The 25,519-nt window shown below is 38.1% G+C and carries 25 protein-coding genes; 16 read left to right on the top strand and 9 right to left on the bottom strand.

Annotation, left to right across the window (positions count from 1 at the left end; all coding sequences use genetic code 11):
• Window positions 1-40 precede the first annotated feature (40 nt).
• The gene (locus LKF16_RS05230) at window positions 41-1,966 is read left to right on the top strand and encodes a hypothetical protein (RefSeq protein WP_291469305.1); all 1,926 of its coding nucleotides are present in this window, start codon (window positions 41-43) and stop codon (window positions 1,964-1,966) included.
• Between the two features lie 77 nt (window positions 1,967-2,043).
• Here the strand turns inward: LKF16_RS05230 and LKF16_RS05225 are convergent, their stop codons facing one another.
• Window positions 2,044-2,574 carry a phosphatidylglycerophosphatase A family protein gene (locus LKF16_RS05225; RefSeq protein WP_291469303.1) on the bottom strand — a complete coding sequence of 177 codons (531 nt, stop codon included), beginning with the start codon at window positions 2,572-2,574 and terminating at the stop codon, window positions 2,044-2,046.
• Window positions 2,575-2,715: 141 nt separating this feature from the next.
• Between LKF16_RS05225 and LKF16_RS05220 the strand changes: the two genes are divergently transcribed.
• The 5 genes from LKF16_RS05220 (at window position 2,716) to LKF16_RS05200 (ending at window position 5,453) form a co-directional block, all read left to right on the top strand.
• A complete protein-coding gene (locus LKF16_RS05220) occupies window positions 2,716-3,162 on the top strand; it encodes a DUF3290 family protein (protein ID WP_291469301.1) in 447 nt (148 codons plus the stop codon).
• Window positions 3,163-3,172: 10 nt separating this feature from the next.
• On the top strand, window positions 3,173-3,802 hold the full coding sequence (locus LKF16_RS05215; RefSeq protein WP_291469299.1) for a DUF421 domain-containing protein: 630 nt from the start codon (window positions 3,173-3,175) through the stop codon (window positions 3,800-3,802).
• A 58-nt stretch (window positions 3,803-3,860) separates the two neighbouring features.
• Window positions 3,861-4,229: a hypothetical protein gene (locus LKF16_RS05210; RefSeq protein ID WP_291469297.1), complete on the top strand. Its 369-nt coding sequence runs from the start codon at window positions 3,861-3,863 to the stop codon at window positions 4,227-4,229.
• Between the two features lie 79 nt (window positions 4,230-4,308).
• The gene (locus tag LKF16_RS05205) at window positions 4,309-4,980 is read left to right on the top strand and encodes a hypothetical protein (RefSeq protein WP_291469295.1); all 672 of its coding nucleotides are present in this window, start codon (window positions 4,309-4,311) and stop codon (window positions 4,978-4,980) included.
• A gap of 230 nt (window positions 4,981-5,210) precedes the next feature.
• On the top strand, window positions 5,211-5,453 hold the full coding sequence (locus LKF16_RS05200; protein WP_291469293.1) for a hypothetical protein: 243 nt from the start codon (window positions 5,211-5,213) through the stop codon (window positions 5,451-5,453).
• On the opposite strand, the gene LKF16_RS05195 is transcribed toward LKF16_RS05200, so the two are convergent.
• Together LKF16_RS05195 and fba are read right to left on the bottom strand one after the other, a co-directional pair.
• Window positions 5,450-5,884 (bottom strand): GNAT family N-acetyltransferase, encoded by a 435-nt coding sequence (locus LKF16_RS05195; protein ID WP_291469291.1) that lies wholly within the window; start codon window positions 5,882-5,884, stop codon window positions 5,450-5,452. The two genes, LKF16_RS05200 and LKF16_RS05195, sit on opposite strands and share 4 nt — an antisense overlap.
• A 100-nt stretch (window positions 5,885-5,984) precedes the next feature.
• Window positions 5,985-6,854, bottom strand: coding sequence for a class II fructose-1,6-bisphosphate aldolase (fba, locus tag LKF16_RS05190; RefSeq protein ID WP_291469289.1), 870 nt, complete (start codon window positions 6,852-6,854; stop codon window positions 5,985-5,987).
• Between the two features lie 501 nt (window positions 6,855-7,355).
• On the opposite strand from fba, the gene wecB reads away from it, so the two are divergent.
• A complete protein-coding gene (wecB, locus tag LKF16_RS05185) occupies window positions 7,356-8,498 on the top strand; it encodes a non-hydrolyzing UDP-N-acetylglucosamine 2-epimerase (RefSeq protein WP_291469287.1) in 1,143 nt (380 codons plus the stop codon).
• Window positions 8,499-8,540: 42 nt separating this feature from the next.
• On the opposite strand, the gene LKF16_RS05180 is transcribed toward wecB, so the two are convergent.
• The 3 genes from LKF16_RS05180 to LKF16_RS05170 all read right to left on the bottom strand — a co-directional run bounded on the left by LKF16_RS05180 (window position 8,541) and on the right by LKF16_RS05170 (window position 10,386).
• On the bottom strand, window positions 8,541-9,401 hold the full coding sequence (locus tag LKF16_RS05180) for a PhzF family phenazine biosynthesis protein (protein ID WP_291469285.1): 861 nt from the start codon (window positions 9,399-9,401) through the stop codon (window positions 8,541-8,543).
• Window positions 9,402-9,464: 63 nt separating this feature from the next.
• On the bottom strand, window positions 9,465-9,926 hold the full coding sequence (locus tag LKF16_RS05175; RefSeq protein ID WP_291469284.1) for a GtrA family protein: 462 nt from the start codon (window positions 9,924-9,926) through the stop codon (window positions 9,465-9,467).
• 4 nt (window positions 9,927-9,930) lie between these two features.
• Complete coding sequence (locus LKF16_RS05170) at window positions 9,931-10,386, bottom strand: flavodoxin (RefSeq protein ID WP_291469282.1); 456 nt, start codon at window positions 10,384-10,386, stop codon at window positions 9,931-9,933.
• A gap of 143 nt (window positions 10,387-10,529) precedes the next feature.
• Here LKF16_RS05170 and map point away from each other — a divergent pair, with 143 nt between their 5' ends.
• From map to LKF16_RS05140, 6 genes are all read left to right on the top strand, one after another.
• Window positions 10,530-11,327 carry a type I methionyl aminopeptidase gene (gene map / locus LKF16_RS05165; RefSeq protein WP_291469280.1) on the top strand — a complete coding sequence of 266 codons (798 nt, stop codon included), beginning with the start codon at window positions 10,530-10,532 and terminating at the stop codon, window positions 11,325-11,327.
• Between the two features lie 11 nt (window positions 11,328-11,338).
• On the top strand, window positions 11,339-12,301 hold the full coding sequence (locus LKF16_RS05160; RefSeq protein WP_291469278.1) for a YihY/virulence factor BrkB family protein: 963 nt from the start codon (window positions 11,339-11,341) through the stop codon (window positions 12,299-12,301).
• Between the two features lie 3 nt (window positions 12,302-12,304).
• Complete coding sequence (gene galU / locus LKF16_RS05155) at window positions 12,305-13,210, top strand: UTP--glucose-1-phosphate uridylyltransferase GalU (RefSeq protein WP_291469276.1); 906 nt, start codon at window positions 12,305-12,307, stop codon at window positions 13,208-13,210.
• Between the two features lie 372 nt (window positions 13,211-13,582).
• Complete coding sequence (locus LKF16_RS05150; protein ID WP_291469274.1) at window positions 13,583-14,737, top strand: thiolase family protein; 1,155 nt, start codon at window positions 13,583-13,585, stop codon at window positions 14,735-14,737.
• Window positions 14,734-15,975 (top strand): hydroxymethylglutaryl-CoA reductase, degradative, encoded by a 1,242-nt coding sequence (locus LKF16_RS05145; protein WP_291469272.1) that lies wholly within the window; start codon window positions 14,734-14,736, stop codon window positions 15,973-15,975. The genes LKF16_RS05150 and LKF16_RS05145 overlap by 4 nt, the downstream gene beginning before the upstream one ends.
• 1 nt (window position 15,976) lies before the next feature.
• Window positions 15,977-17,131 (top strand): hydroxymethylglutaryl-CoA synthase, encoded by a 1,155-nt coding sequence (locus tag LKF16_RS05140; protein WP_291469270.1) that lies wholly within the window; start codon window positions 15,977-15,979, stop codon window positions 17,129-17,131.
• A gap of 39 nt (window positions 17,132-17,170) precedes the next feature.
• On the opposite strand, the gene LKF16_RS05135 is transcribed toward LKF16_RS05140, so the two are convergent.
• The gene (locus LKF16_RS05135; RefSeq protein ID WP_291469268.1) at window positions 17,171-18,421 is read right to left on the bottom strand and encodes an MFS transporter; all 1,251 of its coding nucleotides are present in this window, start codon (window positions 18,419-18,421) and stop codon (window positions 17,171-17,173) included.
• 227 nt (window positions 18,422-18,648) lie between these two features.
• Between LKF16_RS05135 and LKF16_RS05130 the strand changes: the two genes are divergently transcribed.
• Window positions 18,649-19,824, top strand: coding sequence for a C40 family peptidase (locus LKF16_RS05130; protein ID WP_291469266.1), 1,176 nt, complete (start codon window positions 18,649-18,651; stop codon window positions 19,822-19,824).
• A gap of 1,034 nt (window positions 19,825-20,858) precedes the next feature.
• Complete coding sequence (locus LKF16_RS05125; protein WP_291469265.1) at window positions 20,859-22,250, top strand: hypothetical protein; 1,392 nt, start codon at window positions 20,859-20,861, stop codon at window positions 22,248-22,250.
• Window positions 22,251-22,413: 163 nt separating this feature from the next.
• Here the strand turns inward: LKF16_RS05125 and LKF16_RS05120 are convergent, their stop codons facing one another.
• Both LKF16_RS05120 and LKF16_RS05115 read right to left on the bottom strand, forming a co-directional pair.
• Window positions 22,414-23,235, bottom strand: a complete 822-nt coding sequence (locus LKF16_RS05120; protein WP_291469263.1) for an SLAP domain-containing protein — start codon at window positions 23,233-23,235, stop codon at window positions 22,414-22,416.
• Window positions 23,236-23,409: 174 nt separating this feature from the next.
• Window positions 23,410-23,883 carry a nucleoside 2-deoxyribosyltransferase gene (locus LKF16_RS05115; protein ID WP_291469261.1) on the bottom strand — a complete coding sequence of 158 codons (474 nt, stop codon included), beginning with the start codon at window positions 23,881-23,883 and terminating at the stop codon, window positions 23,410-23,412.
• Between the two features lie 146 nt (window positions 23,884-24,029).
• Between LKF16_RS05115 and LKF16_RS05110 the strand changes: the two genes are divergently transcribed.
• On the top strand, window positions 24,030-25,517 hold the full coding sequence (locus LKF16_RS05110) for a multicopper oxidase family protein (RefSeq protein ID WP_291469259.1): 1,488 nt from the start codon (window positions 24,030-24,032) through the stop codon (window positions 25,515-25,517).
• Window positions 25,518-25,519 lie beyond the last annotated feature (2 nt).

The following is a 25,519-nucleotide window of genomic DNA, read 5'->3' as shown; positions in this document are numbered from 1 at the left end:
ATTTTTTTAATATAATATAACGTTACGCGAGGGGGACCACATGCTTAAAAAGAAAAGTAAATACATACTAATAGCTCTGTTAGCACTGTTAATGTTTTTTGGATTAAGCAGTGCTTCTGATAAGAATTCGCAGTCAGGGAATACAGCGAAGGCTGATGATGTAACTGTGATTCCAAAAGAGACTCCAAGTCCTGACCCTCTTTCAGGATTTTTGATTACTTGGAGATCTGGGTATTCTTTACAGCCACAAAGCCAATATACATATATAGATTCCCCGGTAACCATGTCCACCAAGATGCAACTCTCACCATTTGATTTCACACTTCTTTATAAACATCTTTGGTATCAATCAACTGATGGAAGAACATGGACTCAAGTAAAAGGAGCAAATGGTAACTCTCTGACGGTTACACCATCTAAAACTGGCGTTGTATATTATCAAAAGGATTATCGTGTTAACACACTAATACCGTTTGTCTATAATCATTATTGGTCTCAAGTAGCCTCCATCACAACTTTGCCTGATCCAATTGATGCAACAGATGCTACAGTTTCTGTAGATAATGACTATTTATACAATAACCAAAGTAGTGCGATGACAACCTTTGCTCATGCTAAATTAACACCAAGTAATTCTACAGCTAAAGTAAGTTGGTCTGTCGATAATACAACCCTTGCAACAATAGATGCCACTACAGGTGAGATTACTGCAAACACTAAGGGACAATCAGGTACTGTTAATGCAATTGCTACTATCACAAACAGTACTGGTAAATCATTCCAACGTCAAACTGCTGTGAAAATTGGTGGTGGTTTAGAAGATCAAACAGTCAATGAAGGGGAAACAGCTACCTTTGCAATTCAAGGTAAATGGGGGCAAAGTCCTACCAAAGTTGTGTGGCATAAAGTGCTAAATGGGAAAGATACGGTAGTTGAAACTTCTACTAGTATGTCTTATACAACTCCAGAAACCTTGTACACGGATGATCAAGCAAAATACTATGCGGATATTACAATGCCATCTGTAGATGCGAGTGGTAATACCACGACAGCTAACATTAAGACTGGGTCAGCCACTCTAACTGTCAACGCCGACACCAATCCAAAGGTTAATATCACCAGCAATGTTTACAATCAAACCTACGATGACCACAACTCTGATGACACGATCATCAATGGTGTTATGGGTGGCGACAAGTTAGTAATGAAGGGTACGATAACTGATACCAATGCTAATTCTGTTATGACTGCTGCTGGTTTCAGGATTCGAATTCCAATCAATATGGCGCCATCTAGTGTAAAAGTTGATGGTGAAGAATATGGAGGCTATGTAGTTGATAGTGTTCAAGGCGATGATACGGTTGCCGATATTGCCATTACAAATTTAGATTTCAGTAAGACTAAGACTCATACTTACGAAATAGCAATTGATGCTGGTTATAACAACAACTTGCAATTTGTCACAACTCCAACACTCTATGGTCAAACGGCTGATGAATCGAATCTGCCGGATCCATATACTGGTAATCCATTAGGCATCAACTTCTCTGATGGTGAACTTAATGTTAAAGCTCACGACATTGACTATGGTCAGTTGAAGTATTCAAACGTTGGTACAGCGGTCGATGGTAGTGTTGACGGCACTAACAACAATGACAAGAATTTGTTGACTGTAAATGACAACCGTCGTGATAAAACCGCAACTCAGATTTTCCTAGCTCAGACGACGCCCTTTAGCGATGGTAGCAACACGCTAGCTTCTGAATTGCGTTACTACAATGGTTCAAACTACACGACACTGACCAAAGACGGTATTCCTATTTCTAGTGCTGCCAATGGTTCAGCCTTAAACTCAGTTGGCAACAATGCGACTGATGGCTTGAAGCTTTACATGTACAACAGCGCAATCAAATACGGTAGTTACTCGTCAACGTTAAGTTGGACCGTAGTTAATGCTCCAGAATAACAATTAAATTAGATTTCAAAAAAAGACGTACCTAATTGTAAAAAATTAGATACGTCTTTTAATTTGATTTCTTATTCCTAATCTAAAGTTCCATTTGCAAAGTATTCAGCAATCTTAGTTTCATTATGTGCCAACCAGCCGCAGGCTGCTGCAGCAATCGCTCCGACTAGGTCATCCAAGAAAACATTGATTTTTCCAGTCGATTTATCATTCAGTTTGGCTAAGATGCCGTGCTTAAGTTTGTCGACATAGCCGTAGTTGGTAACTGAAACTGATCCATAAAGGCTTGATAGGGTGATAGCGAGGTTTTCATCGACACCATAGGTAGATTCATCGGTTCTCATAATTCTTTGCATGGGCGAAGATAAGAGGCCTTTTTCAGCTAGGACGTCCAATTCGATTCCGGTCATGATGGCATTTTGAGCTTCTCGTTTATGCAAGACCTTTTTAATCGCATGGATCGATAATTTTTCATCCAATCCATGGACGTAATCCTTCTCCAAAAACATGACTAGTTCGGCAATGTCAGGCAAAGTAACGCCTCGCATTTTCAAATTTCTAATGATGTGGTTGTAATATTGTTCATCTAATTCAACATCTGATGGCATGATAAATCCCCTTTCTCAAAATCAGTAGTTTTATAATTTAGCAAACCTCTCTATTAAAATCAAATAAAATCAAATTTTTATTTATTAATACATAATGACGTATTTGATTTAAAATAATATTAATGAATAGAGGGGGAACTTATGACTTTTTACTCGTATAGCTATTTAGTTAACCAAAATAAAATGCCTAACTTTATCTTTATTATCGTGACGATCACCTTAGCCGTGGCACTGTTATTTACGGGCTATCGCTACTTTCGTAATCGAACCGATAATAAGTATCGTGACCTGTTGATCATCTTCGCATTAAGCACGGCGACATTTATTGGTATCAATTACAATAATTATGAAAAGCAGCTCGATGTAAATAATAAGACCAACCAAACTTTAACGCTAATGCGCTCAATTGCAAAGGTCAAAGATGTACCAGTGAAAAAATTGTACTCCAATACGTCAACTCCAACTGAGGGGATGTTGATCAAAAATGGCAAGTACGTTTATCGCGTCAGCTTTGATACTAATCAAAACAGTTACACGTTGACCAACGCCAATATTTTGAACAGCGGCAACGTTAAATTACAAAAGTAGAGGGGAAATTATGGATTTATCATACGGAGATCTAGCTTTAAAATTCACAGTCGGCTTTATTTTTATGGTGCTGCAGATCAATTTATTTGGTAAAGGTAACCTTGCACCAACCAACGCCATTGATGCCTTGCAAAATTACGTTTTAGGTGGAATTGTCGGTGGTATGATCTACAACCAACAAATCACTTTGCTGCAATTTACCATGGTGTTATTGATCTGGACATTGATCGTATTTATCGCTAAATTTTTGACTAATCACAATAATCTTTTTAAAAAAATTATCGACGGTACGCCCAAGTTGATCGTCTCTAATGGCAAGATCGACGTTGACTTGGCCTTGAAAAATGGACTCTCAGCTAACGATTTATCGTTCAAACTTCGTCAATCAGGAGTCAACGATATTCGAGACGTCAAAAGAGCAGTGTTTGAACAAAATGGGCAATTAACGATCGTTATGAAAAATGAGGAGAACATCAAGTATCCAATTGTTTTAGACGGCAAGATCAATCAAGATGAATTAGAAATCTTAGATAAGGATCAAGCTTGGGTCGAAGAGAAACTCGCTGCTAAGAATTTGAAGTTGTCTGAAGTTTATTTGGCAAATTATATTGATGGCAAAGTAATCGCTTACAAATATTAATCTAATTGTACTGACATAACAAATCATCTATATTACAATTGAAGTTGAGGTGAATATTATGAAAAAATCGATTAGAACGGTAGTAACGAGTGCAGTATTAGCTTTAGGATTAGCTTCTACAGTAGGTCTATCTGCTCCAATCGCTCAAGCAGCCACAACGGATGATACTGGTGCGGTTGATTATTACCAAATGCCATATGTCACACAAATTGAAACTGGTAATTTCTACTATGAGATCACTAAGCCAATCGGATACCAAACATTGTCAGGAATCAGTCTTTTGATGTTGATCAATCCAGATGGCGTGATCAGAAATTCCAAAGTTAAGGTCACAATGAGCGATGGTTCAGTATTGTTGCAATACGGTACAGAAAATGCCTATTATGTCCTTGCTGATCAAGTTAAACTTTACACGAACGTTCGATAAGTAATTCTTAAAAAAGCCGCCTGAGGCGGTTTTTTTATTTTCGCAAAGCGTATGATAATCATCAAAGTGGGGGATGTTCTTGAATAATACCAGTCATGATCTGAAAAAACGAATCGGATATTTATCTTTTGCTATTGTGTTAGACGCTGCTGCCAATGCCTTGATGATCTCAAGTAACATGGGTAGCGCCGTTTGGATGGCTTCAGGAGTTAATATTTCGAGCTTGTTGCACGTTGAATACGGAACGACACTATTTGTCTATGCCGTACTAGTTTCAATCGTAAATCAAATTTTATTGCGTAAGTTTGATGTTCACATTTTTATCTCAAATTTACTTTTTTCACTGCCATTCAGTTATTTAGTCGGTTTCTTTACTTGGCTTTATGGTCCGTTAAATTTCGACCAGTTAAATATTGTCGTGAGGATCATTATTGATATTATCGGATTAGTCGGAGTGTCAGCAGGTACGTCGATCTATCAGCGCTGCAACTTGATCCAGCATCCAAATGATGAACTAGCATATTTGTTGCGATTCAAGTATTTGCACGGATCAGCTGGATGGGGACAGTTATTCAGTTACACTCCACCAGTCGTCATCATGATCATTTGCTACTTCATTTCTGGAAAAATTTTATCAGTCGGTCTAGGAACTGTTTTGGCCGTCTTCATTCAAGGGGTCATTATTGGCTGGTCTGACAAATTGATTTTGCCATCATTGAAGCACCATCTGCAGATTGGAAAGACAAATTAATATAACTTCAGGTTATACTAACCATTAAATTTTAAATATATAAAAAGACGATCAGATTCTCAAAAATGTAACATCGATATGGCAATGAAATGCCAGTTTGATGCGATTTATGAAGAATGAAGATCGTCTTTTTGCATGTTTGATTTCTTATAAATTTATTTATATGCTATTTTTTTCACATTATAACGGTGCTACAATACATATAACAAATTTTATTGGGAGATTATAAAATGAAAAATAAGGAGCCCGTCCCAGACCAAGATTCTAGCGAAACACTCGCTAAGAATCATCACTGTGCCAAAAAAATTTCGATTATCGTTTGTATTTTAAGCGTCATTTTTCTGTTAGCCTGGTTCTTATTGATCAAGAAGCAATACGATTCAATGATTTTATTGTATTGTTTAGCACCGCTAGTGTTATTTTTTATTTTAAATTGGGCTTTTGATTATAGTTACAAGAAAGGTAAGGACTAGAGTTCTTTACGCATATCGTGATGCAATATTCCCGCTTCTTTATACTGGTCTCCGACCACTTTGAAACCTAATGATTTGTAGAAGCCGTTTGCTTGATCTTGGGCTCCTAAGATAATGTATTGATATCCTTGAATCTTGGCATCGACAGCTATTTTTTCAATCAGCTCAGAAGCTAGTCCTTGATGACGGAAATCTTTGAGCACTGCGACACGTTGAATATGGATTCCGTTGTTTTTGGTAGGGAAGTAACGTGCAACTGCAGCCGGTTGGTTGTCTTTGTACAACGTATTGTAAATGCAATTTGATTCGTTATCGTCAATTTCTAAGTCAGCAGGCACATGTTGCTCATCAACAAAGACAGCTTTTCTGATGTCCAAACCATCCTTATAAACATTGGAATTCAAGTCGTTTGAAACTCTGATCTCGATCATTAAAACACTTCCTAATAATTATTAATGTATTCATTTTACACTTATCAGACAAAATAAAAAGCAGACCATTCGGTCTGCTTTTTGTATTAGAAGATATCTATTATTTAATAGCTGGTGTACCGAACCACTTGATACGTTCTTCAGTAGTTTCAGTAATAGCTTTTGCACCAGGTGCAAGCAATTTACGTGGGTCATAACCCTTTTCGTCGATGTCAAGATCTTTCTTGTCTTCGATGTATTTACGTGTTGCTTTAGCGAATGCAAGTTGTAATTCAGTATTAACGTTAACCTTTGAAATACCCATTGAAACAGCTTTGATGATTTGGTCCTTAGGAATACCTGAACCACCGTGAAGTACAAGTGGTGTATCAATAACGTCAGCTAATTCCTTAAGACGGTCGAAACTTAAGCCTTTCCAGTTGTCAGGGTAAACACCATGAATGTTACCAATACCAACTGCAAGGTAGTCAACGCCTGTAGCGTTAAGTGTCTTAGCTTCTTCAACATCAGCTAATTCACCAAGACCAACGATACCATCTTCAGTACCACCGATTGAACCAACTTCTGCTTCAACAGAAATGTTCTTAGCATGTGCTAATTTAACAATTTCCTTTGTCTTTTCAAGGTTTTCTTCGAAAGGAAGGTCATGTCCATCGAACATAACTGAGTTGTAACCAACTTCGATACATTCTTTAGCAGCTTCATAGTTACCATGATCCAAGTGCATTACAACTGGAACTGTGATACCCATTGATTTAACTGTGTCTTGAACAAGGTGTAGACATAATTCGTAACCACCCATATATTTAGCAGCACCCATTGATGTTTGAACCAATACTGGTGTGTTTGTTGCTTGAGCAGCGGCCAAGATTGAACGTGTCCACTCCAAGTCGTTGATGTTAAATGCACCAACAGCATACTTGCCTTTACGGGCTGCATTGAAAATTTCATTACCATTTGTTAAAGCCATTGATAATCCTCCAATAATTCATCTTTTAGAATACAATTCTTATTTTAACGCAATTTTTAAGTAATTAATATACGTTTTCTAAAAGTATTTCTTGTCCAGAAAGTCAAAACTTAGTGAAATAATTGTATATATGAACGATAATTCTTGCTTTTACTATTATTCTATCGATTGACTTTGTGATTAGAAATTATAATAGGGCCAAAATGAAAACGCAACCAGTGCTAACAGGAATATAAAAATAAACCACCAGTAGCGAGTGCCTTCTTCTTTGGTAACGGTATTATAAATAGCCATCACTAAGAAAAATGACGTCAAAGTTAATAAAATACCCACGATTATTAGCCAAAAGAAATTAGTCATAATTTTTTCCTTACCTTATGTTTGGTTTCGAAGATATTATACACAATTTAACTTTAATCAAACTTAAAACGAATGTTTGATACAGCTAGGTTATATATCTGCTTTTCTGATATAATTTTAATTAACAGTTGAGGTGATATTTTGAAAAAAATAAAAGTTATGACAGTTTTTGGAACACGTCCAGAAGCTATTAAAATGGCTCCACTAGTTTTGAAATTAAAACAAAATTCTGACCGTTTTGAAACAATCACGGTCGTTACTGCCCAACATCGTGAAATGTTGGATTCAGTGCTTGAGATATTTAAGATCAAGCCTGATTATGACTTGAATATTATGAAAGAACGCCAAACCCTCAGTGGTATCACTGGCTTGGTGTTGAAATTATTGGACGACATCATTGAAAAAGAAGAGCCAGATATTATCTTGGTTCACGGCGACACAACGACAACGTTTAGTGCCAGCTTGTCAGCCTTCTACCACCAGACAACTATTGGACACGTTGAGGCTGGATTGAGAACTTGGAATAAGTACTCGCCTTGGCCAGAAGAAATGAACCGTCAAATGACTGACGATTTAGCAGATCTGTACTTTGCTCCAACTGATAAGAGTAAAGCTAATTTGCTCAAAGAAAATCATCACGAAAAGGGTATCTTTGTAACTGGTAACACAGCTATCGATGCCTTACAAAGTACCGTTCATCAAGATTATCACCATGAAATTTTGGATATCATTGACCCTAATAAGAAGATGATCTTAGTAACGATGCACCGTCGTGAGAACCAAGGCAAGCCAATGGAACAAGTCTTTACAGCGATGAAACACGTTGTTGAAAAGCATGACGACATCGAATTGATCTATCCAGTACACTTGAATCCAGTCGTTCAAGAGACTGCCAAGAGTATTCTCGGAGATGTTGAACGTGTTCACTTGATCGAACCACTTGATGTTTTAGACTTCCATAACTTGGCATCCAAGAGTTACTTTATCATGACTGATTCAGGCGGTGTTCAAGAAGAGGCACCTTCATTGGGTAAACCTGTGCTAGTTTTACGCGATACAACAGAACGTCCCGAGGGTGTTGATGCTGGTACATTGAAACTTGTTGGAACTGATGCAGCTGTAGTTGAAAAAGAAATGAATCGTTTGATCGAAGATAAAGCTGAATACGACCGCATGGCAAATGCCAAGAATCCTTATGGTGATGGTAAAGCATCTGACAGAATTTTGGACGCAATCAGTTACTACTTCAAACAAACAGATAAGAAACCAGATGAATTTGAATAATCAAAAAGACGACTTCATAAAGTCGTCTTTTTTTGTAAATAATTAAATATAAATGTCACCATTGATACAAGTTACGGCACTTCCACCAACCAGAATATCCTTGTCGCTAAATTGGACTTTGACACGGCCGTTTCTTCCAAGACAAGTTCCTTGACGAGCAATATAGTGGTCTCGATTCAGCAAGCTGTCTTTTTGAACAACCACCGCAACGCATCCATTGCCGCTACCACAAACGGGATCTTCTTCAACGCCTTCATTAGGAGCAAACGACCGAACTTCAAAGTCCGTGTCAGAACCTTGAGATTGTGATCCAAAAATGGTTATTCCAGTAATTCCTTTTGGTATGACTGAAGACATTTTTTCAAAGTCTGGACTGCAATCTAGTACTGATTGAGCATCTTTTAACTCCAAGGTATACCAAGTAGCACCTACGTTAATTTGATACCCAAGTTTGATATCACTCATATAGACTTCTAAAGATTGGCTTAGTTGATTTAACTTGCTTTCTGAAAGGTCGACAAGCTGTGGATTAGGCAAGGTTAAGTACAATTCTGAATCATTGATATAGATTTTTACTAACCCTTGTCCGCATTCCATGACTGCAAATCCGTCGTGTTTTGGAACCAACCCATTCTCTAAAACGGCTTGTGTAGAACCAATTGTTGGATGACCAGCAAATGGTAATTCACTTTCAGGTGTAAAAATCCGCAATCGAAAATCTGCCTCTGGATCAGTTGGCTGACATACAAAGGTGGTCTCTGATAAATGCGTCCAATTCGCGATGTCATGCATTTGCGAATCAGTCAGAGAGTCGCCATCTAAGATTACAGCTACCGGATTTCCCTTGTATTTAACCTTGGTGAATACATCAACTTGTTTAAATGAAATTTGATTATCTGTCATATTTAAACTCCCTTAAATCCATTGACTCAATTTTACTACATCAAAAAAGAAGCTAGAAAATAATTAATATTTTCCAGCTTCTTTTCTTTTAGCACGAATTTCACGTAATCTTTGAATCAAGCGACGGTTGTTGTAGTCGAAGATCCATTTGGATGAGAAATAATTGAACAAACCAACGATTACTTGATCGATGGCTTTGATGATCAAGTTGTTCCAAGGCAATACCCAGACTGCGACGATCATAAAGATATCATCGATGATCAGTGAAAGTATTCTTGAAACTAAGAAAAATGCACCTTCGTGGATTACTTTTGAATAATCCTTCATTTCAGTCCTAAAGACATACAGCTTCGTTACGAAAAACGAAAATGTATTTGAAATGAACCAAGCTAAGGTATTAGCTAGCCATAGCTGCATATGTAAGTTATTGTGAGCAACATCAAAAATGACAATATTTAAGATCGATGCTAAAAAGCCAAATACGCAATACATCCAAAAGTCACGATGCTTTTTCAATACGTCCATGTTGTTACATGTCCATTTCCTTAGCAGTCTTGTAGAGAGATTCAGCAAATTTGTCTAATTTATCGATATCATCTTGTTCAGGTTCAAGCTCAATTTTAACAGGTTCAGCACCTTTAGTAGCACCAGTTGACTCGAATACCTTTGCAAATTCATCAACAGCGCTGCAGAAATCTTCATAAAATGTATCGCCAGAGCCACAAGTCCCATAAACTTTGCCGGACAAGTCAAGATCTTGCATGTCGTCGTAAAAGTCTAAAGCTTCGTCTGGGACGATGCCTTGGTCATAAGTGTAACTAGCAATCACGCAAATATCAGCATCTTCAAAGTCAGAAGGGTCTGTTTGAGAAACTTCGCTCATTTCTACATCAGCGTTGAGCTGTTCAAATTTTTCAGTCAAAACGTAGGCAATATCCTCATCATTACCAGTGATACTTGCATATACGATTTTTACTTTAGTCATATTTATGTCGCCTCATTTTAAAATATCTTGAAACATTATAGCAAAAATTATAAGTCTTCACCATCTAATTAGGTATTACTAAGTAGAAATAACAGTAAATGTTATACTGGTTATATCATTTACTTGGAGAGGGAATTAACAAAATGATTACATTAAAATCACCACGTGAGATCGAAGGTATGTGGAAGTCTGGTCAACTTTTGGCAAATACGCATATCGGATTGAGAAATATTATCAAACCAGGAATTTCTTCATGGGAAATTGAAGAATTTGCGGACAATTACATTACCGAACACGGTGGGACACCATCTGAAAAAGGTTTTGAAGGATATAAATATGCAACTTGTGTTTGTGTAAACGATGAAGTTGCCCACGGAATCCCTCGCAAAAATTTAATTCTCAAAAAAGGCGACGTTGTAAAAGTCGATATGACAGTTAACTTAGATGGTTACGAAAGCGATTCATGCTGGACTTATGGAGTTGGCGAAATGAAAGCTGAAGACCAAAAGTTGATGGACGTAACGCACAAAGCTCTTTATCTAGGAATCGATCAAGCTGTTATTGGCAATCGAATCGGTGACATCGGTCATGCAATTCAACAATACGTTGAGACTGACAACCACATGGGCGACGTCCGTGATTTGATTGGTCACGGTATCCAACCAACAATGCACGAATTGCCAAATGTTCCACATTATGGCGAACCTGGTACAGGTTTAAGGTTACGTGAAGGTATGACGATTACAATTGAACCAATGGTAAATTTAGGAACTTGGGAAATTAAAGACAAGTTTGTAAAGGCAGACGGCTGGGAATATTTTGTTTCAGCTGACGGTACTAACTCAGCTCAATATGAACATACGATTGCTATCACTAAAGACGGTCCTAAGATCTTAACATCGCAAGACCCAGAATACGATGCTAAGTATCTCTGGAAGTAATAGGATATTCGATGGCAGAAAATGAGCAACAGACAACACCGATTTTTCGACAAGATATTTCTAATTGGCAAAAGATGCTCGGCTTTTTCAAAGAGGTCGGTACTGCTTTAGGAAATTCAAACGTGACGATGGCTTCAAAGGCAATCACGTACTATATTTTGTTGGCGCTGTTTCCAGCAGTGATCATTGTCGGAAATTTGATTCCATTGCTGCACTTGAATCGACCGACCGTAATTGAATATATTGAGTTTATGCTACCTACCGATCTTCACGATTATATGATGCCAACGATCATCAAAGTGTTATCAGATTCCAATAAGGGCATTTTGTCCGTTGGTATCGTGTTGGCAATTTGGGCCATTTCCCGTGGTACCAACATTGCCCAAATGACGATGAATCAAGCATATGGATTCGACGTCAACAGTCTTTACGCCGATACGACATTTTTCAATTTTCTGATCCGTCGCTCGCTAGCCTTTGTCATGACCTTCGTGATGCTGGTTGCCGGAGTGGCAGTTGTCAGTATTTTCACCTTTGGTCAAGCTATCTTGAAATGGCTCTTGCCCACGATAGGCTTAGACATTGGCTTTTTAACGGAATTCTCCCGTTGGAAATGGCCGATTGCTATTGTTATAATGTTGTTGGTCGTCTTTACTTTATTCTATTTTTTACCTAATGTACGTTTGAAAATTCATTACGTATTGCTTGGAACAGTCGTCACCTCAATTGGAGTTTTGCTCTTGTCTCAATTGTTTTCCTACTACTTAGATTATTTCGGGACTGCCTGGAATAATTATGGAACGATTGGTGCAATCATCATCTTCTTATTGTGGATGAATTTAACTGTCATCATTTTTCTATTCGGAAATGCCGTTAATGTAGGCTTCGCTGAGGCTAGCCAAGGTCCTTTCCTACACGAAAAAACAAGCAAGCTAACCAATATTTTAAAGTCACATGAAAAGGAAGAAGAATAACCGATGAAAGTAAGAAAAGCTATTATCCCAGCAGCAGGATTAGGAACAAGATTTTTACCCGCAACTAAGGCCTTGGCCAAGGAAATGTTACCAATTGTTGATAAGCCAACAATTCAGTTTATCGTTGAAGAAGCCAAAGCATCAGGAATTGAAGATATTTTGATCATTACAGGTAAGAATAAGCGTTCGATCGAAGATCACTTTGATTCTGTTCCTGAATTGGAACAAAATTTGAAGGCTAAGAATAAAACTGACTTACTCAAGGTTGTTCAACAAACAACTGATCTAGGCGTTAACTTGTACTACAGTCGTCAAGCTCATCCAAATGGGCTGGGCGATGCCGTTGCTCAAGCACGTTCATTTATTGCTGACGAGCCATTCGTGGTTATGTTAGGCGATGATTTGATGAAGGATAAGGTTCCTTTGACAAAGCAATTGATCGAAGATTATGAAGCAACTCATGCTTCAACTTTAGCCGTTATGCAAGTTCCTAAGTCAGAAGTTTCAAAATATGGTGTCATTGACCCTGAAGGTCAACAAAGACCAGGACTTTACAACGTTCGCAAGTTTGTTGAAAAGCCTAAGGTAGAAGATGCACCTAGCAACTTGGCTATTATTGGCCGTTACTTACTAACGCCAGAGATTTTTGATTTGCTAGATACTCAAAAACCTGGTGCTGGTAACGAAATTCAGTTAACAGACGCAATTGATCGTATGAACCAAACTCAACGTGTATTTGCACATGAGTTCAAGGGTGAACGTTTTGATGTTGGTAACAAGTTTGGTTATGTTAAGACTAATATCAAATATGGTTTGACTCATCCAGAAGTTAAGGACGAATTGAAACCTTACTTGATCCAATTAGCTAAAGAACTCCAAGCTGAAGATAACAAAACTACTAAGAAATAATTAACCTAGCAAGATACAATCATCAGCGACTCTAAAACCGAAGAGTTGTTGATGTTTTTTTGTGTCTTCGTAAAAAACAGGATATGTGTATAGTTCACGTTTGTTCAGCATCAAGAGAAATTCCCAATTTTTTAAACCTCGCAGTTTCGTAGAGGTCTTCAAAAAAACCGCCTCATCCTTGACTTCTAAGTCAACGACAGCCAGTCGGCTAGTTTTAGTTTCTACAAACACACGATTATTTTTTTTGAAATCATTTAGCATGAGAATTAGATCTATTGTTCGCATTAAGACACCAGCGTTGTTTTTATTTGCCGAATAAATTATTATTTAAGCTTAGGGTTATTCTACCAAATATAAAGAGGTAATGAATTTATGGATTCAGTCGTTATTATTGATGCCAAGAGAACTGCAATTGGCAAATTCCGGGGACAATTTGCTGGCAAAACGTCAGTCCAATTGGGCACGGAACTAGTTAAACAGTTATTGACCAATAACAAAATCGATCCTGAAAAAGTTGATCAATTCGTTTTTGGAAATGTTTACCAAGCGGGGATGGGACAAAACATTGCTCGTCAAATTGGTCTACATTCTGGAGGCTCAGTTTCTTCAACTGCCATGACCGTCAATCAAGTTTGCGGATCAGGGATGAAGGCAGTTCATGAAGCTACCAATGCCTTGCTGCTAGGGGATGCCGACATTATCGTTGCCGGTGGAACTGAAAGTATGTCAAATGCACCTTTTTATTCAAAACGTGTTGGCAAGTTAGAAGCTTCTGACGAACAAGGAGACACGCTATTTAGAGATGGTTTAGTCGATGCCTTTGGAGATTATCCAATGGGCGTCACCGCCGAAAATGTCGCTAAACAATTTAACGTTACTCGTAAAATGCAAGATGAATTTGCCTTGCATTCACAACAAAAGGCATTTGCTAACTCAGACAAAATTGCCGATGAAATATTACCAATTGAGGTCGATGGGGAATCGATCACAAAAGACCAATCAATCCGTGGCGAATCGACGATTGAGACCATGGGTAATTTAAAGCCGGCTTTTGAAGAAAATGGTACAGTTACAGCCGGAAACTCTTCACCACTAAATGACGGTGCAGCAGCCATGATCTTGATGAGAAAGTCCACTGCTGAAGAACTAGGCTTGTCATTTGTCGCAGAGATCACCGGTTATGTTGAAGCAGGAATCGACCCAAGCATCATGGGTTACGCGCCTTATCACGCTATCAACAAGTATTATCAAAAATACGATGTCACTGAGGCTGATATTGACTTTTTTGAAATAAATGAAGCTTTTGCTTCACAATCTGTTGCAGTCGCTCGTGATTTAAAAATTCCTGATGACAAGTTGAACATCTACGGGGGAGCTATTGCGATTGGACATCCACTAGGTGCGACTGGTGCACGTCTGATCGTTTCCTTAATCAATATTCTTCAAAAAGAAAATAAGCAGACAGGTATCGCTTCTCTTTGTATTGGCGGCGGTATGGCGATGGCTTTAGGAATCAAGTTATCATGAAAATTTATGAGATGACCAACGATCAACGGATCGATTATTTAATTAAATCTGGTAATTTGACGGCAGGACAGGCTAATTTTTTACGGACAGGAAAACCAATCAGTCAAGACGTGGCTGACAGTTTAAGCGAGAATCAGATCGGTACCTTTGGCTTGCCTTACGGGTTTGCAACGGATTTTCTCGTCAATGGCAAAGAATATTTAGTGCCAATGTCAATCGAAGAACCATCAGTAGTTGCCGCCGCTTCAAACGGTGCCAATCGTGTGAAAAAATCGGGTGGATTCACGGTCAAAACTAGTCCACATATAATTTATGGGCAAATCGTTTTGGAAACTAATTCGACTGATAAACTGGAGATATTACAGCAAAATCGCCAGGAGATCATCGATTTAGCGACCGCTGCACGACCAAGTTTGCAAAAACGTGGCGGTGGAGTAGTCTCGTTAACATTTGAAATCGTCGCTGACTGGATCGAAATCTTGATTGGCGTCAATACTGTCGATGCGATGGGTGCCAATATCGTCAACTCGATGTTAGAAGCCATTGCACCGCATATTTCAAAATTGACCGATACTGACGTTTTATGCAGTATATTATCCAATAGTGGCAAGTCGCAATTAGTTGATGTTGAAGCAAAAATTGATTTTGATAATCTATCTACGAAAAAAATGTCCGGAAAAGAAGTGGCTGAACGAATCGTACAATTGTCACAATTTTCGAAACATTCTGTCATGCGTGCTGTTACTCAAAATAAAGGTATCATGAACGGAATCGATGCAGTCTTACTCGCAACTGGCAATGATTTTCGAGCTCAAGAAGCTGCAGCACATAGCTTTTTTGCCACTGAATCTGGTTATCAGCCATTTAGCGATTGGCAAATTATGGACGATCAATTAGTTGGTCGACTTAAAATGCCAGTGGAAATCGGAACAGTCGGCGGTGCCATCAAGGCAATGCCTATGGCACAATTAAGCTTGGCAATCATGAAAATAAACAACAGCCAAGAACTTCAAGCTGTTATTGGTGCCGTCGGTTTGGCCAACAACTTATCCGCCATGCGTGCATTAGTTACTACAGGGATTCAAGCTGGTCACATGAGCTTGCAAAGTAAGTCGCTGGCAATTTCTGCTGGAGCTGTTGGTTCAGAGATTGCTGCAGTTTCCAAAGAATTGAATCGTACGAAAAATTACAACCTTCAAGAGGCTACCAAATTTTTACAGAAATTAAGGAATGAATAATATGGATATTGGAATTGAAAAAATCGGCTTTTACACGCCCAAACAATATATCGACATCGTTGAATTAGCTCAGGCTCGGAATCAAGATCCAGATAAGTTTACGATTGGAATTGGCCAAGATAAGCAGGCCGTTCCCGCTGTTTATGAAGATGCCGTTACAATGGCAGCAGAAGCTTCCGACCAAATTTTAGATTCTGACAACAAATCAGATATCGGTTTAGTTATTGTTGGGACTGAAAGTAGCGTTGATGAATCTAAAGCTGCAGCTTTGTATTTAACCGAGCTGTTAAACTTGCCAGAAAACGTTCGAGCTTTCGAGATAAAAGAAGCTTGCTACGGTGCAACGGCCGGCTTGCAAATGGCCAAGAACTTTGTCGCTGCACATCCCGATAAAAAAGCTTTAGTGGTGGCTTCAGACATTGCTAGATATGGAATCAATACACCTGGAGAAGTTACGCAAGGTGCGGGTTCGGTTGCGATGTTGATCAGTTCTGAACCTAAGGTTTTGAAGTTGACCGATCAAACAGTCTATATGAGCAGAAACGTTGGCGATTTCTGGCGTCCAACTTTTTCAAAAACAGCCTTTGCTCGTGGAAAATTCTCAAATCAAATTTATATCGAATTTTTCGAAACGCTTTGGGCTCGCTACCAAAAAGAATTTGGTGCTACTGCAGACAACTTCAAGGCAATGCTTTACCACATTCCTTACACTAAAATGGGTGCTAAAGCTATGCGGACATTAGATGGAAAAATTTCTGCTGAAAAATATGCGCAGCTCCAAACTGAATACCAAGCTAGTATCAAATTCGGTCGTGAAGTCGGCAACCTGTATACAGGTTCGCTATATCTCGGATTGATTTCCTACTTGTTGAATTCGGACGTTAAGACGGACGATAATTTGTTGTTGTTCAGTTATGGATCTGGTGCAGTCGGCGAATTGTACAGTGCTGAAGTCGTTGATGGATTCAAAGATAATATCAACGTTCAGGCAATCAAGTCAGTGATCGATGATCGTGGAAAAATCTCAATCAGCGATTATGAAAAAATCTTCACTGAGTCAATTGAAGACGGACAATCTGTTGATCCAGAAACTGTTACTGGTAAATTCTACTTAAAAGAAATTAAAGAAAACGAAAGATTATATAGTGCAAAATAAAAACCAATTAGCTGGAAAAATCCCAGTTAATTGGCTTTTTTAGTCTAATTCGATTTTTGACTGCAATTCTTGGTCGTAATTTCTGACTGACGGCATTATCAACATGACTAATCCGCAGAGCAATGAACCAAGACCTGCGATGATGAATAATTTTTCAACACCAATTTTGTCCGCGAGTGGTCCGGCAAAAATCAAACCTGCAGGGCCAGCCAAACTAGTTAGCGAGTTGATGACTCCTAAAACTTTTCCTAGCTGTTCAGCGGGATAGCTTTGTTGGATCATTGCCATTAACAACGTCGTGTAAAATGGCGTCATGATCCCTGCCAAAGTATTAAGAGCGACGAAATAAATAAAACCAGTTTGATTTCCAGGCAAAAATCCACTGGCGCCAAAGGTGACACCCATGACGACAGTTGCCCAAAGTATAGGCTTCATCCGGTCTTTCCAGTTTCCGAAGAATCCGATGATCGCACCACCGGCCAGCATGCCGACGGAGTAGATCACTTCGATCAATCCGGCTTGACCGACTGTACCGTGGAAGTACCCCATAGTCATTAGTGGATACAAGCTGGCAGCAGGCATAAACATAAATGTGAATGCGGCACCGATCATTGTGATTGCCCACAAACCTTTAGTTGAACGTAACTGCTTTAATCCTAAAGCTGAGTCGCGAAAGACGTGTAAAGGTTCATCGATGACTGGATGTTCGGGAATCGTGACTAATCCTAATAGCACGATTGCAATTATCGCACCTAAGACGTCGATCAAAATCAAAAAGTTGATCGGAATGATAGCAAATAAGAAGGCACCTAAGGCTGGCGCGATGATCATATTTGCTGATTGAACCATTCCAAGTTGACCATTGATCTTAGTTAACTCCTCTTTTGGAACCATGGTTGGGATAATCGATTGGATCGTTGGCATTTGAAATGTTTGAGCAATCGACCGAACTAATAACGAGATAAAAATTAGCCATAGCGGAAAAGTTGATTGAACCGTTCCAACAACTGACAAGATGATGGCAAAAATTGCCGCAACCACATCAGGAATGATCAATAAACCTTTTTTATTCCAACGGTCGACTAATGGACCGATAAACGGACTCAGCAATGCCATTGGCAGCATTCCTAACAAGGTTGCCAAACTCAAGACAGTCGCTGAACCAGTGTGCTTAGTCAAATACCAAATAATAGCGTATTGGACCACCATGCTGGTGATACCTGATAAAAACTGACTGGTCAAAAAGATATAAATATTTTTTCGCCAGTGAACAATAGGGGCGTTTTGCATAACTGCACCTCCTTGATCATTTTTCACGAGAGCGCCAACTATCATATCACATAGAATTTGGTCCCGCAACAGTTGATATCACTGAAAGTAAACGATTACATACATTTCAATCGATTGAATGTTTCTATCATGTAACAGAGTGACATATAATTGTCATAATTTTCCAAACGTAATTACAGCATAAATGCTATATAATATACATAATATTTATTATGTAGAGGAAAAAAATGAATAAAAAATTAATTTCAAGTTTATTAATTAGTGCCGGCGTGATCGGTGGAATTGCACTCAGCACTAATCAAGCAAAGGCCGACAGTAATGAAGGTACAGTTACAACTGTCAGACAAGCACGTTTATACAACAATAAGGGCGACTTAGTTAAAAACCGTTCTTTAGCAGCTAATACTCCTTGGTATACCGATGGTAAAACTGATCTCAATAAGGTTGGCTCAGCTTACCGTGTATCAACTAACGAATACGTTAAAGTTGATGATGTTCAATTTTCAGCTAGTGGTTCAAGCAGTTCAAACATTTCTTCAGGTGATACTTCAGTGAAGAATTCTGGAACTTTGGAAATTGCTTACGCTCCAACTAGTGGAATCGATTTGTATCAAGGATATGGTCCTAACAAATCAGCTACTGGCACAAAATTAGTTAATGGAACACAATGGAAATTTACGCAAAAAGTGATCGATGCTAACGGTGATGCTTGGTATGAAATCGGCGGAAACCAATGGGTATCTGGACAATACACTAAGGTAACTAATGAAGACTTCAGTGAGTCATCTGCGAAGGTTTGGGATCCAAACTTCGCCGCATTGAAGGTTACAGGAGATACCCCTGTTTATTACGATAGCAGCTGGGGAACAGCAACTAGCCAAACACTTGCAGCAGGAACAATTGTCGAAGTTGATTCAACAGTTCAATCTGGAAATGTCATCTGGTATGAGATCAGTAATGGCGGTTGGTTGCCATCAACTACGACTTCAACAATTGCCACAACTCGTCCAACTGTGAGCCTAAATGGTAAGTCAAAAGATGAAATGGTTGCTGATGTGATCAAAGTTGCTAAGCAACAATTGGGTAAACCATACGTATGGAATGCCAAAGGACCAAACAGTTTTGACTGTTCAGGCTTGATGCAATATGTCTTTGGAATTGCCACTGGTCAAAACATTGGTTCATGGACAGTACCACAAGAAACAGCCGGTACTAAAGTCGCTTTGAGTGATCTTCAGCCAGGAGACTTATTATTCTGGGGACCAGAAGGAGCAAGTTATCACGTTGCCTTGTACTTAGGAAACAACCAATATCTTAATGCTCTAAGACCAGGAACAAACGTCAAAATTGATTCAATTACGTCAAGTTTCGCACCATCATTCGGCGTTCGAATTTTTCAATAATTGACACTTGCAAACGCTTACAGCTAATGGTATATTAAAGACGTGGTAAAGATGAATTGCCAAGACTGTAGACCTTAATTAGTAGTTTTAAAGTTTTACTTTTCGTTTGGAGATGGTAGGATTTTAGATCAAATTAATCGTAGAGTATTACAGCAGAATGGCATGATTGGAACTAGCAACAAAAGTTAACATAAAATCGACTTATAATTTAATTTAAAGTCGCCTAAACTCATTACATGATTTGCTAGGATCCATTTATTAAAGAAGTACAAATGTTTAGAGTAGTAAGATTTGTTTTCAGTAGTATGATTCACTTGATGAAACTACAGTGTGATTTCATCTTGCCACTTCAAATGTTAGGCCCCCGTCGAGAGACGTGGGCCTTTTGTTTTGCCTCTTAGCGCCTTCGGCACTTAGAGGCAAAACACGGCGATGCGGGGTGCGCATCGGCGATTCATCTGAAAATAAACCAGTGGTCAGGTTCATAAATTACGTTCGAGGATCAAATACAGCAGTCAATCGATATCGGTGTTTCCCTATACAATCGATTTCAAATATCAATTAATACAACCAATGTATGAATTAATATACATTGGTTCTTTTTTTGGAATAAATTGAATATCAATCAAATTATTAAATATATTTATCGCAAATAAAGTTGATACAAAGGAATTACTCCCATTCGATGAATATCAAAATTGTTGCTAATAAATAATTGATAAACAATAAAAATAATCAGTTTGCCAGTCACAAATTTGGATCAAATGTAATTTAAATACTTATTTATTAAAAGTAAAAACAACTTTTAATCAAAACTGATAATTGATATGTTTAATTAATCTCATGATATAGATAAATCTAATTTTATCTCATGGAAATTTTTGAGAAATCAAATATTAGGATTGATTGATATTAATAGAATAAAAAGTTTTTCGAATAGATTCATTTTGACATCATTTGCAATTTTTACGACCCTGGTCATGATTTTAGGAATTTATTTTTTTACAGCTAATTGCTTTCCGGTCGTCACTAAAATGAACTGGTTGACTAGTTTTATTGAAATTAGTCCCATCATTTTGAGTAGCATTGTACTGTTTGTCGTGCGTGATGATAAAAATTGGATCAATTGGTCAGTTATTTTAATTATGTTGGGCTTATTTGCTGCAGTGGCAACTGTTTGGATCAAGAGTGTTCCAAGCACGCAGGTGAGTGATTTTGGAATTTTTTGGAATAAGGCCAATATCGTTGCTGAAGGTGGTCATTTATATGATTCAGAAATTGACTATTTTGCCACGAATGCTTATCAAACTGGCTTTGTACTGTATTTGTTATTACTGATCAAAATGTTTTCTGCCAATACCTTTGCGATGCAATTCATGAACGTTTTGATTCAAGTCTCAATACTATTGATGACCTATGTCATTTCATTAAAAATTTTTAAAAAGGTCAAGATTGCTCGATTGGCCATGTTCTTGTTGATGGTTGATTTAGATTGGTTAGCACTAAACAGCCAAGCAGACAATCAATATTTAGGTTCACTCATGTATTTAATTACCATGTATTTGATACTTCAAGGGCGAACTTGGACGACTATTGCATCGGGCTTTACTTTAGCAATGGGGTGGTTGATCCGCCCAATCGGCCCAGCAGTGTTTTTAGGAATAATAGTCTATTTAGTTATTTTTGAAATAAACTATTCTCAAAAAAATTTTTTCCAGGAATTATTACTTAAAGTAGCAGTGCCGGCAGGATTGTGTTTGCTGACATTGTTTGGTACCGGGTTGATGATTCAAAATAGTGGCTTAAATCCACATGGATTAAGAAGTGAAAATACTGAATGGAAGTTTGTCGTGGGCTTAAATTACCGGACCTTAGGGACGTATTCGACCGAACTTAATGATCGTTTTAAATTTGCTTCCACACAAACAAATGTCAAGCATGAAGAAAGACAGGAACTACAACAAGAAATCAGTTATTTAAGTCAAAATAATAATTGGCTGAAGTTGTTCTTATCAAAATTCAGTCTTCTCTGGTCCGGTAGTACAAACGCTAGTGACCTTGTAGGATTTGATAAGACACATTCTCCAGATTCAAATCAGGTGGTTGAATTGATTGGCTATTTGGGAAGCATGAGTCTAATTGTTTTTTCATGGTTCGGTGCTCTGCAGCTATTTAGAAGGGAATACAATTCAAAAATATTATTGCTATTATTACCGCTTTTAATTTTTGCAGCAATCGAATTGATCATCGAGGTACAAGGACGATATCGGATTGAACTTTTGCCGGTAATATCAGTCGTCTCTGGTTTAGGATTATTTTCAGTGTATTCCTTTATGGAAACTATGAATCGAGTGAAATTTAGCAATTATTTAGCAAAAATGGATCTTTTGCAGCGAATTCCACTTATTAGGAGTATTCGGAAGTAAGTTGACGTTAAATTCAGCAATATAACGACGTATAAGAGTTTTAAATCTACTTCATGACAATCTCTATTCAATTAAAATATTTATAGTGAGACGCAAAAAGAGCGATGTCCAACGACATCGCTCTTTTTCGGTATTCGAAACTTTTCTAATTTATCTGTTAAATCTAGCCAACAACTTGAACAGTGATGTTTTGACGTCCAAATTGTAAAGCTTGTGAGTTAGGCATAGCAATATCTAATTGGTTAGGATTGCTGTATGCGAATGTACCTGTATCATTAACAGTTCTGTTAAGTACGGTACCATCACTTAAAGTGATCTTGAGTTGTGTTCCCTTTGGATATCTTGAAAGGTTAGCAGCAACACCAGAGTAACCCATGCTTGAACCTAAAACAGCAGGATCATAAGCAGTAGCACTCATTGAAATCTTAGCAGCTGGTTTTTCATCTGACATGTATTGACCGTTGATCCATTGGTTGTTACCAAGGTTGTACCATGTTTGGCCATTGCCATCAGTTGTTGATTCGTAAACAGGGTATGCATCGGCGTCATTAACTGTTTGACCAGTGAAGTAGCCGTTTTTCGCAGAACTGTATAAGTTAACAGAACCGCCGTTAGCATTAACGTACATAGTTTTGTTCAAGCTAACAACTGGGGCATCAAAAGAAATATCAGCATTGCTTAACCATTGGCCATCGCCAACTTGATAATAAGTTACATTACCAGCTTTGATAGCTTTAGTAGTTGCCCATGCAGAACCATTTTGTAAAGTATTTGATGAGGCACCAACTTTACCAGTTGCTGAAGGTGTTGTGTAGATTGGAGCACCACTTGCGTTCTTAACGTAAATAGTTGTTTGTGGCAAGTCAACAGTTGATGTTGTTGCAGCTTGAACTGATGTGTTAGCTACAGTTGAAGTAGCTGTAATACCAACAAATGCAAGCGATGAAGCTGTAACTAAAGTAGTGACGACATGTTTAAAATTCATTATATTAAAAGATCTCCTAAAAATTATTAATTTATTTCATAAAAATAAATAACTGAAATAATCTGACGAGAAATATAATATAACGTATAGTCGACGAATAGTTGGATATAACTCAACTGTAAAGCCAATGTAATCTTATTGAAAAGTTAATAAATCAAAATATTGAAAATTATTTTAAAGATATTTTTTGATTTCTTCTAAAAGAGCATCGACATTATTGATAACTGTTCCGTTTAATTTGATCAAACCAATCGTGTAAGTATTAACGTATTGGAAAGGATTTTCCCCAATAACTCCGACAGCATCAAGCTTTTCAGGATTTGTTGCACCATGTTGTCTGAGGTCAGTGTATAGACCAACGACCGGAATTTCTTTCCCAAAAGCGAGTCCGATTTCTGAGGCAACGCCGATATCGATAATTTCTCCATCTAAAACTGCTACAACTAAATTTGAACTTAATAATTCTTTGTTATCTTCTTCAGCAATTTTGATAGAATCAGCGAATTTTGTCTTATCATTGATATCGCCATTTTCTTGTGGAAGATAAACTTCGATATCGCTCGACATTTTTCTGATCTTATCAACAACATAAGCGTTAAACATCCGATCAGCTTCGGAAAAAAGACCATTAGCAAAATAAATTTTCATTTTGGATACCCCTTTATTTTTGATAAATATATTTTAGCATGTCAGAAGAAACTCGCCTAACAAGATATAGTGTGTACAATTGTAGACGAATAAGGTATATTGTAACTATCATGAGTATTTTAATTTCAAAAGTTGAGGTATGGGGCATGAAAAAGCATTCGATAGTAGCGACTTTAACAGTATTGATAGTTGGGATAAGTTTGTTAGTCGGCATTCAGACAGTTACTGCTGCTGGAATGATGGGTAATGGTAATTCAATGATGAATGACAATAACAGTAATTCCAGTATGATGACTGAGCACACTGTGGATCTTAAAGAAGCAAATGCAGTTGAACAGCAGTTAAATTTACCGCCGATCTTAAAACCGGATAGGCAGACTAAGACCGATGTTTATTACACGGTGACGGCTAAACAAGGCCAGATGAATTTTAAGGATGGCCAAGCGACTAAGACTTATGGCTACAATGGCAGCTATTTAGGTCCAGTCATTCAGATCAACAATGGCCAGACTGTACATATTAAAGAAGTAAATGATCTACCGACTAAAACTACCTTCCATTGGCACGGGGCAATTATTTCTGGTAAAGCTGACGGCGGACCACATGATCCACTAGCGGCAGGCAAGTCGAGAACCATTAAGTTTAAGGTTCAGCAACCGGCAGCCATGCTCTGGTTTCATCCGCATCCCTCAGGTCAAACTGGTAAACAAGTTTATAAAGGCCTAGCTGGCTTGATCTATGTTAACGATGCTAATAGTAAAAAGCTCTCAATCCCTAAGAAATACGGCGTCGATGACTTTCCAGTTGTCGTTCAAGACCGGACCTTTGATAAGAACAACCAGTTCAACTATAAAAAAGATTACAACGCCGACGGCACTTTAGGTGAGAATTTATTGATCAACGGAACTTTAAATCCGTATATCAATGTCTCAACAAATTTTGTGCGTTTACGTTTGTTGAATGGCTCCAATGCTAGAAATTACAATTTCAAGCTATCTAATAATCAAGTGATGTATAAAATAGCTGGAGACGGCAGCTTTTTAGACAAACCGGTAAAAATCAAGAAATTACAGCTGTCTCCTGGAGAGCGTGCACAAGTGATTGTTGATACGACCAAGTTGCCTGATAATTCGGAGTTGAAACTGGTAACTGGCGGTATGAACGTTTTGACGATGAAATTAGGTGCTAGAAGTTCAAATATTTCCAAGATCCCGAATAAATTGGACAATATGCAAAAGCTCAAACAACCAACTAAAGACGTTAATAAGGAAAAGTTGGTTCTCAGCGGCATGAGCAAGATGGTTCAGATCAACGGCAAGCAGTTCAACCCTGACCGCATCGATTTGCATGCCAAAGTTGGTCAGCAACAAATTTGGACGATCCAAAATAAGAAGGAAATGATGATGAACATGATCCATCCTTTCCACTTGCATGGCGTTCAATTTAGAATTTTATCGATCAATGGTAAAAAGCCGCCATTAGCACAACAAGGATATTTAGATACGATCACCTTAAATCCTGGCGACAGCTACAAGATCAGTTTTAAATTTGAGAAAAAGGGTCTGTACATGTATCACTGCCACAATCTCGAGCATGAAGAAAATGGGATGATGGGACAAATATTGGTTCAATAAAA

It is taken from the genome of Companilactobacillus sp. (genome assembly GCF_022484265.1).
In the GTDB taxonomy this organism is placed as follows: domain Bacteria; phylum Bacillota; class Bacilli; order Lactobacillales; family Lactobacillaceae; genus Companilactobacillus.
This window is presented reverse-complemented; position numbering and strand designations above follow the sequence as displayed.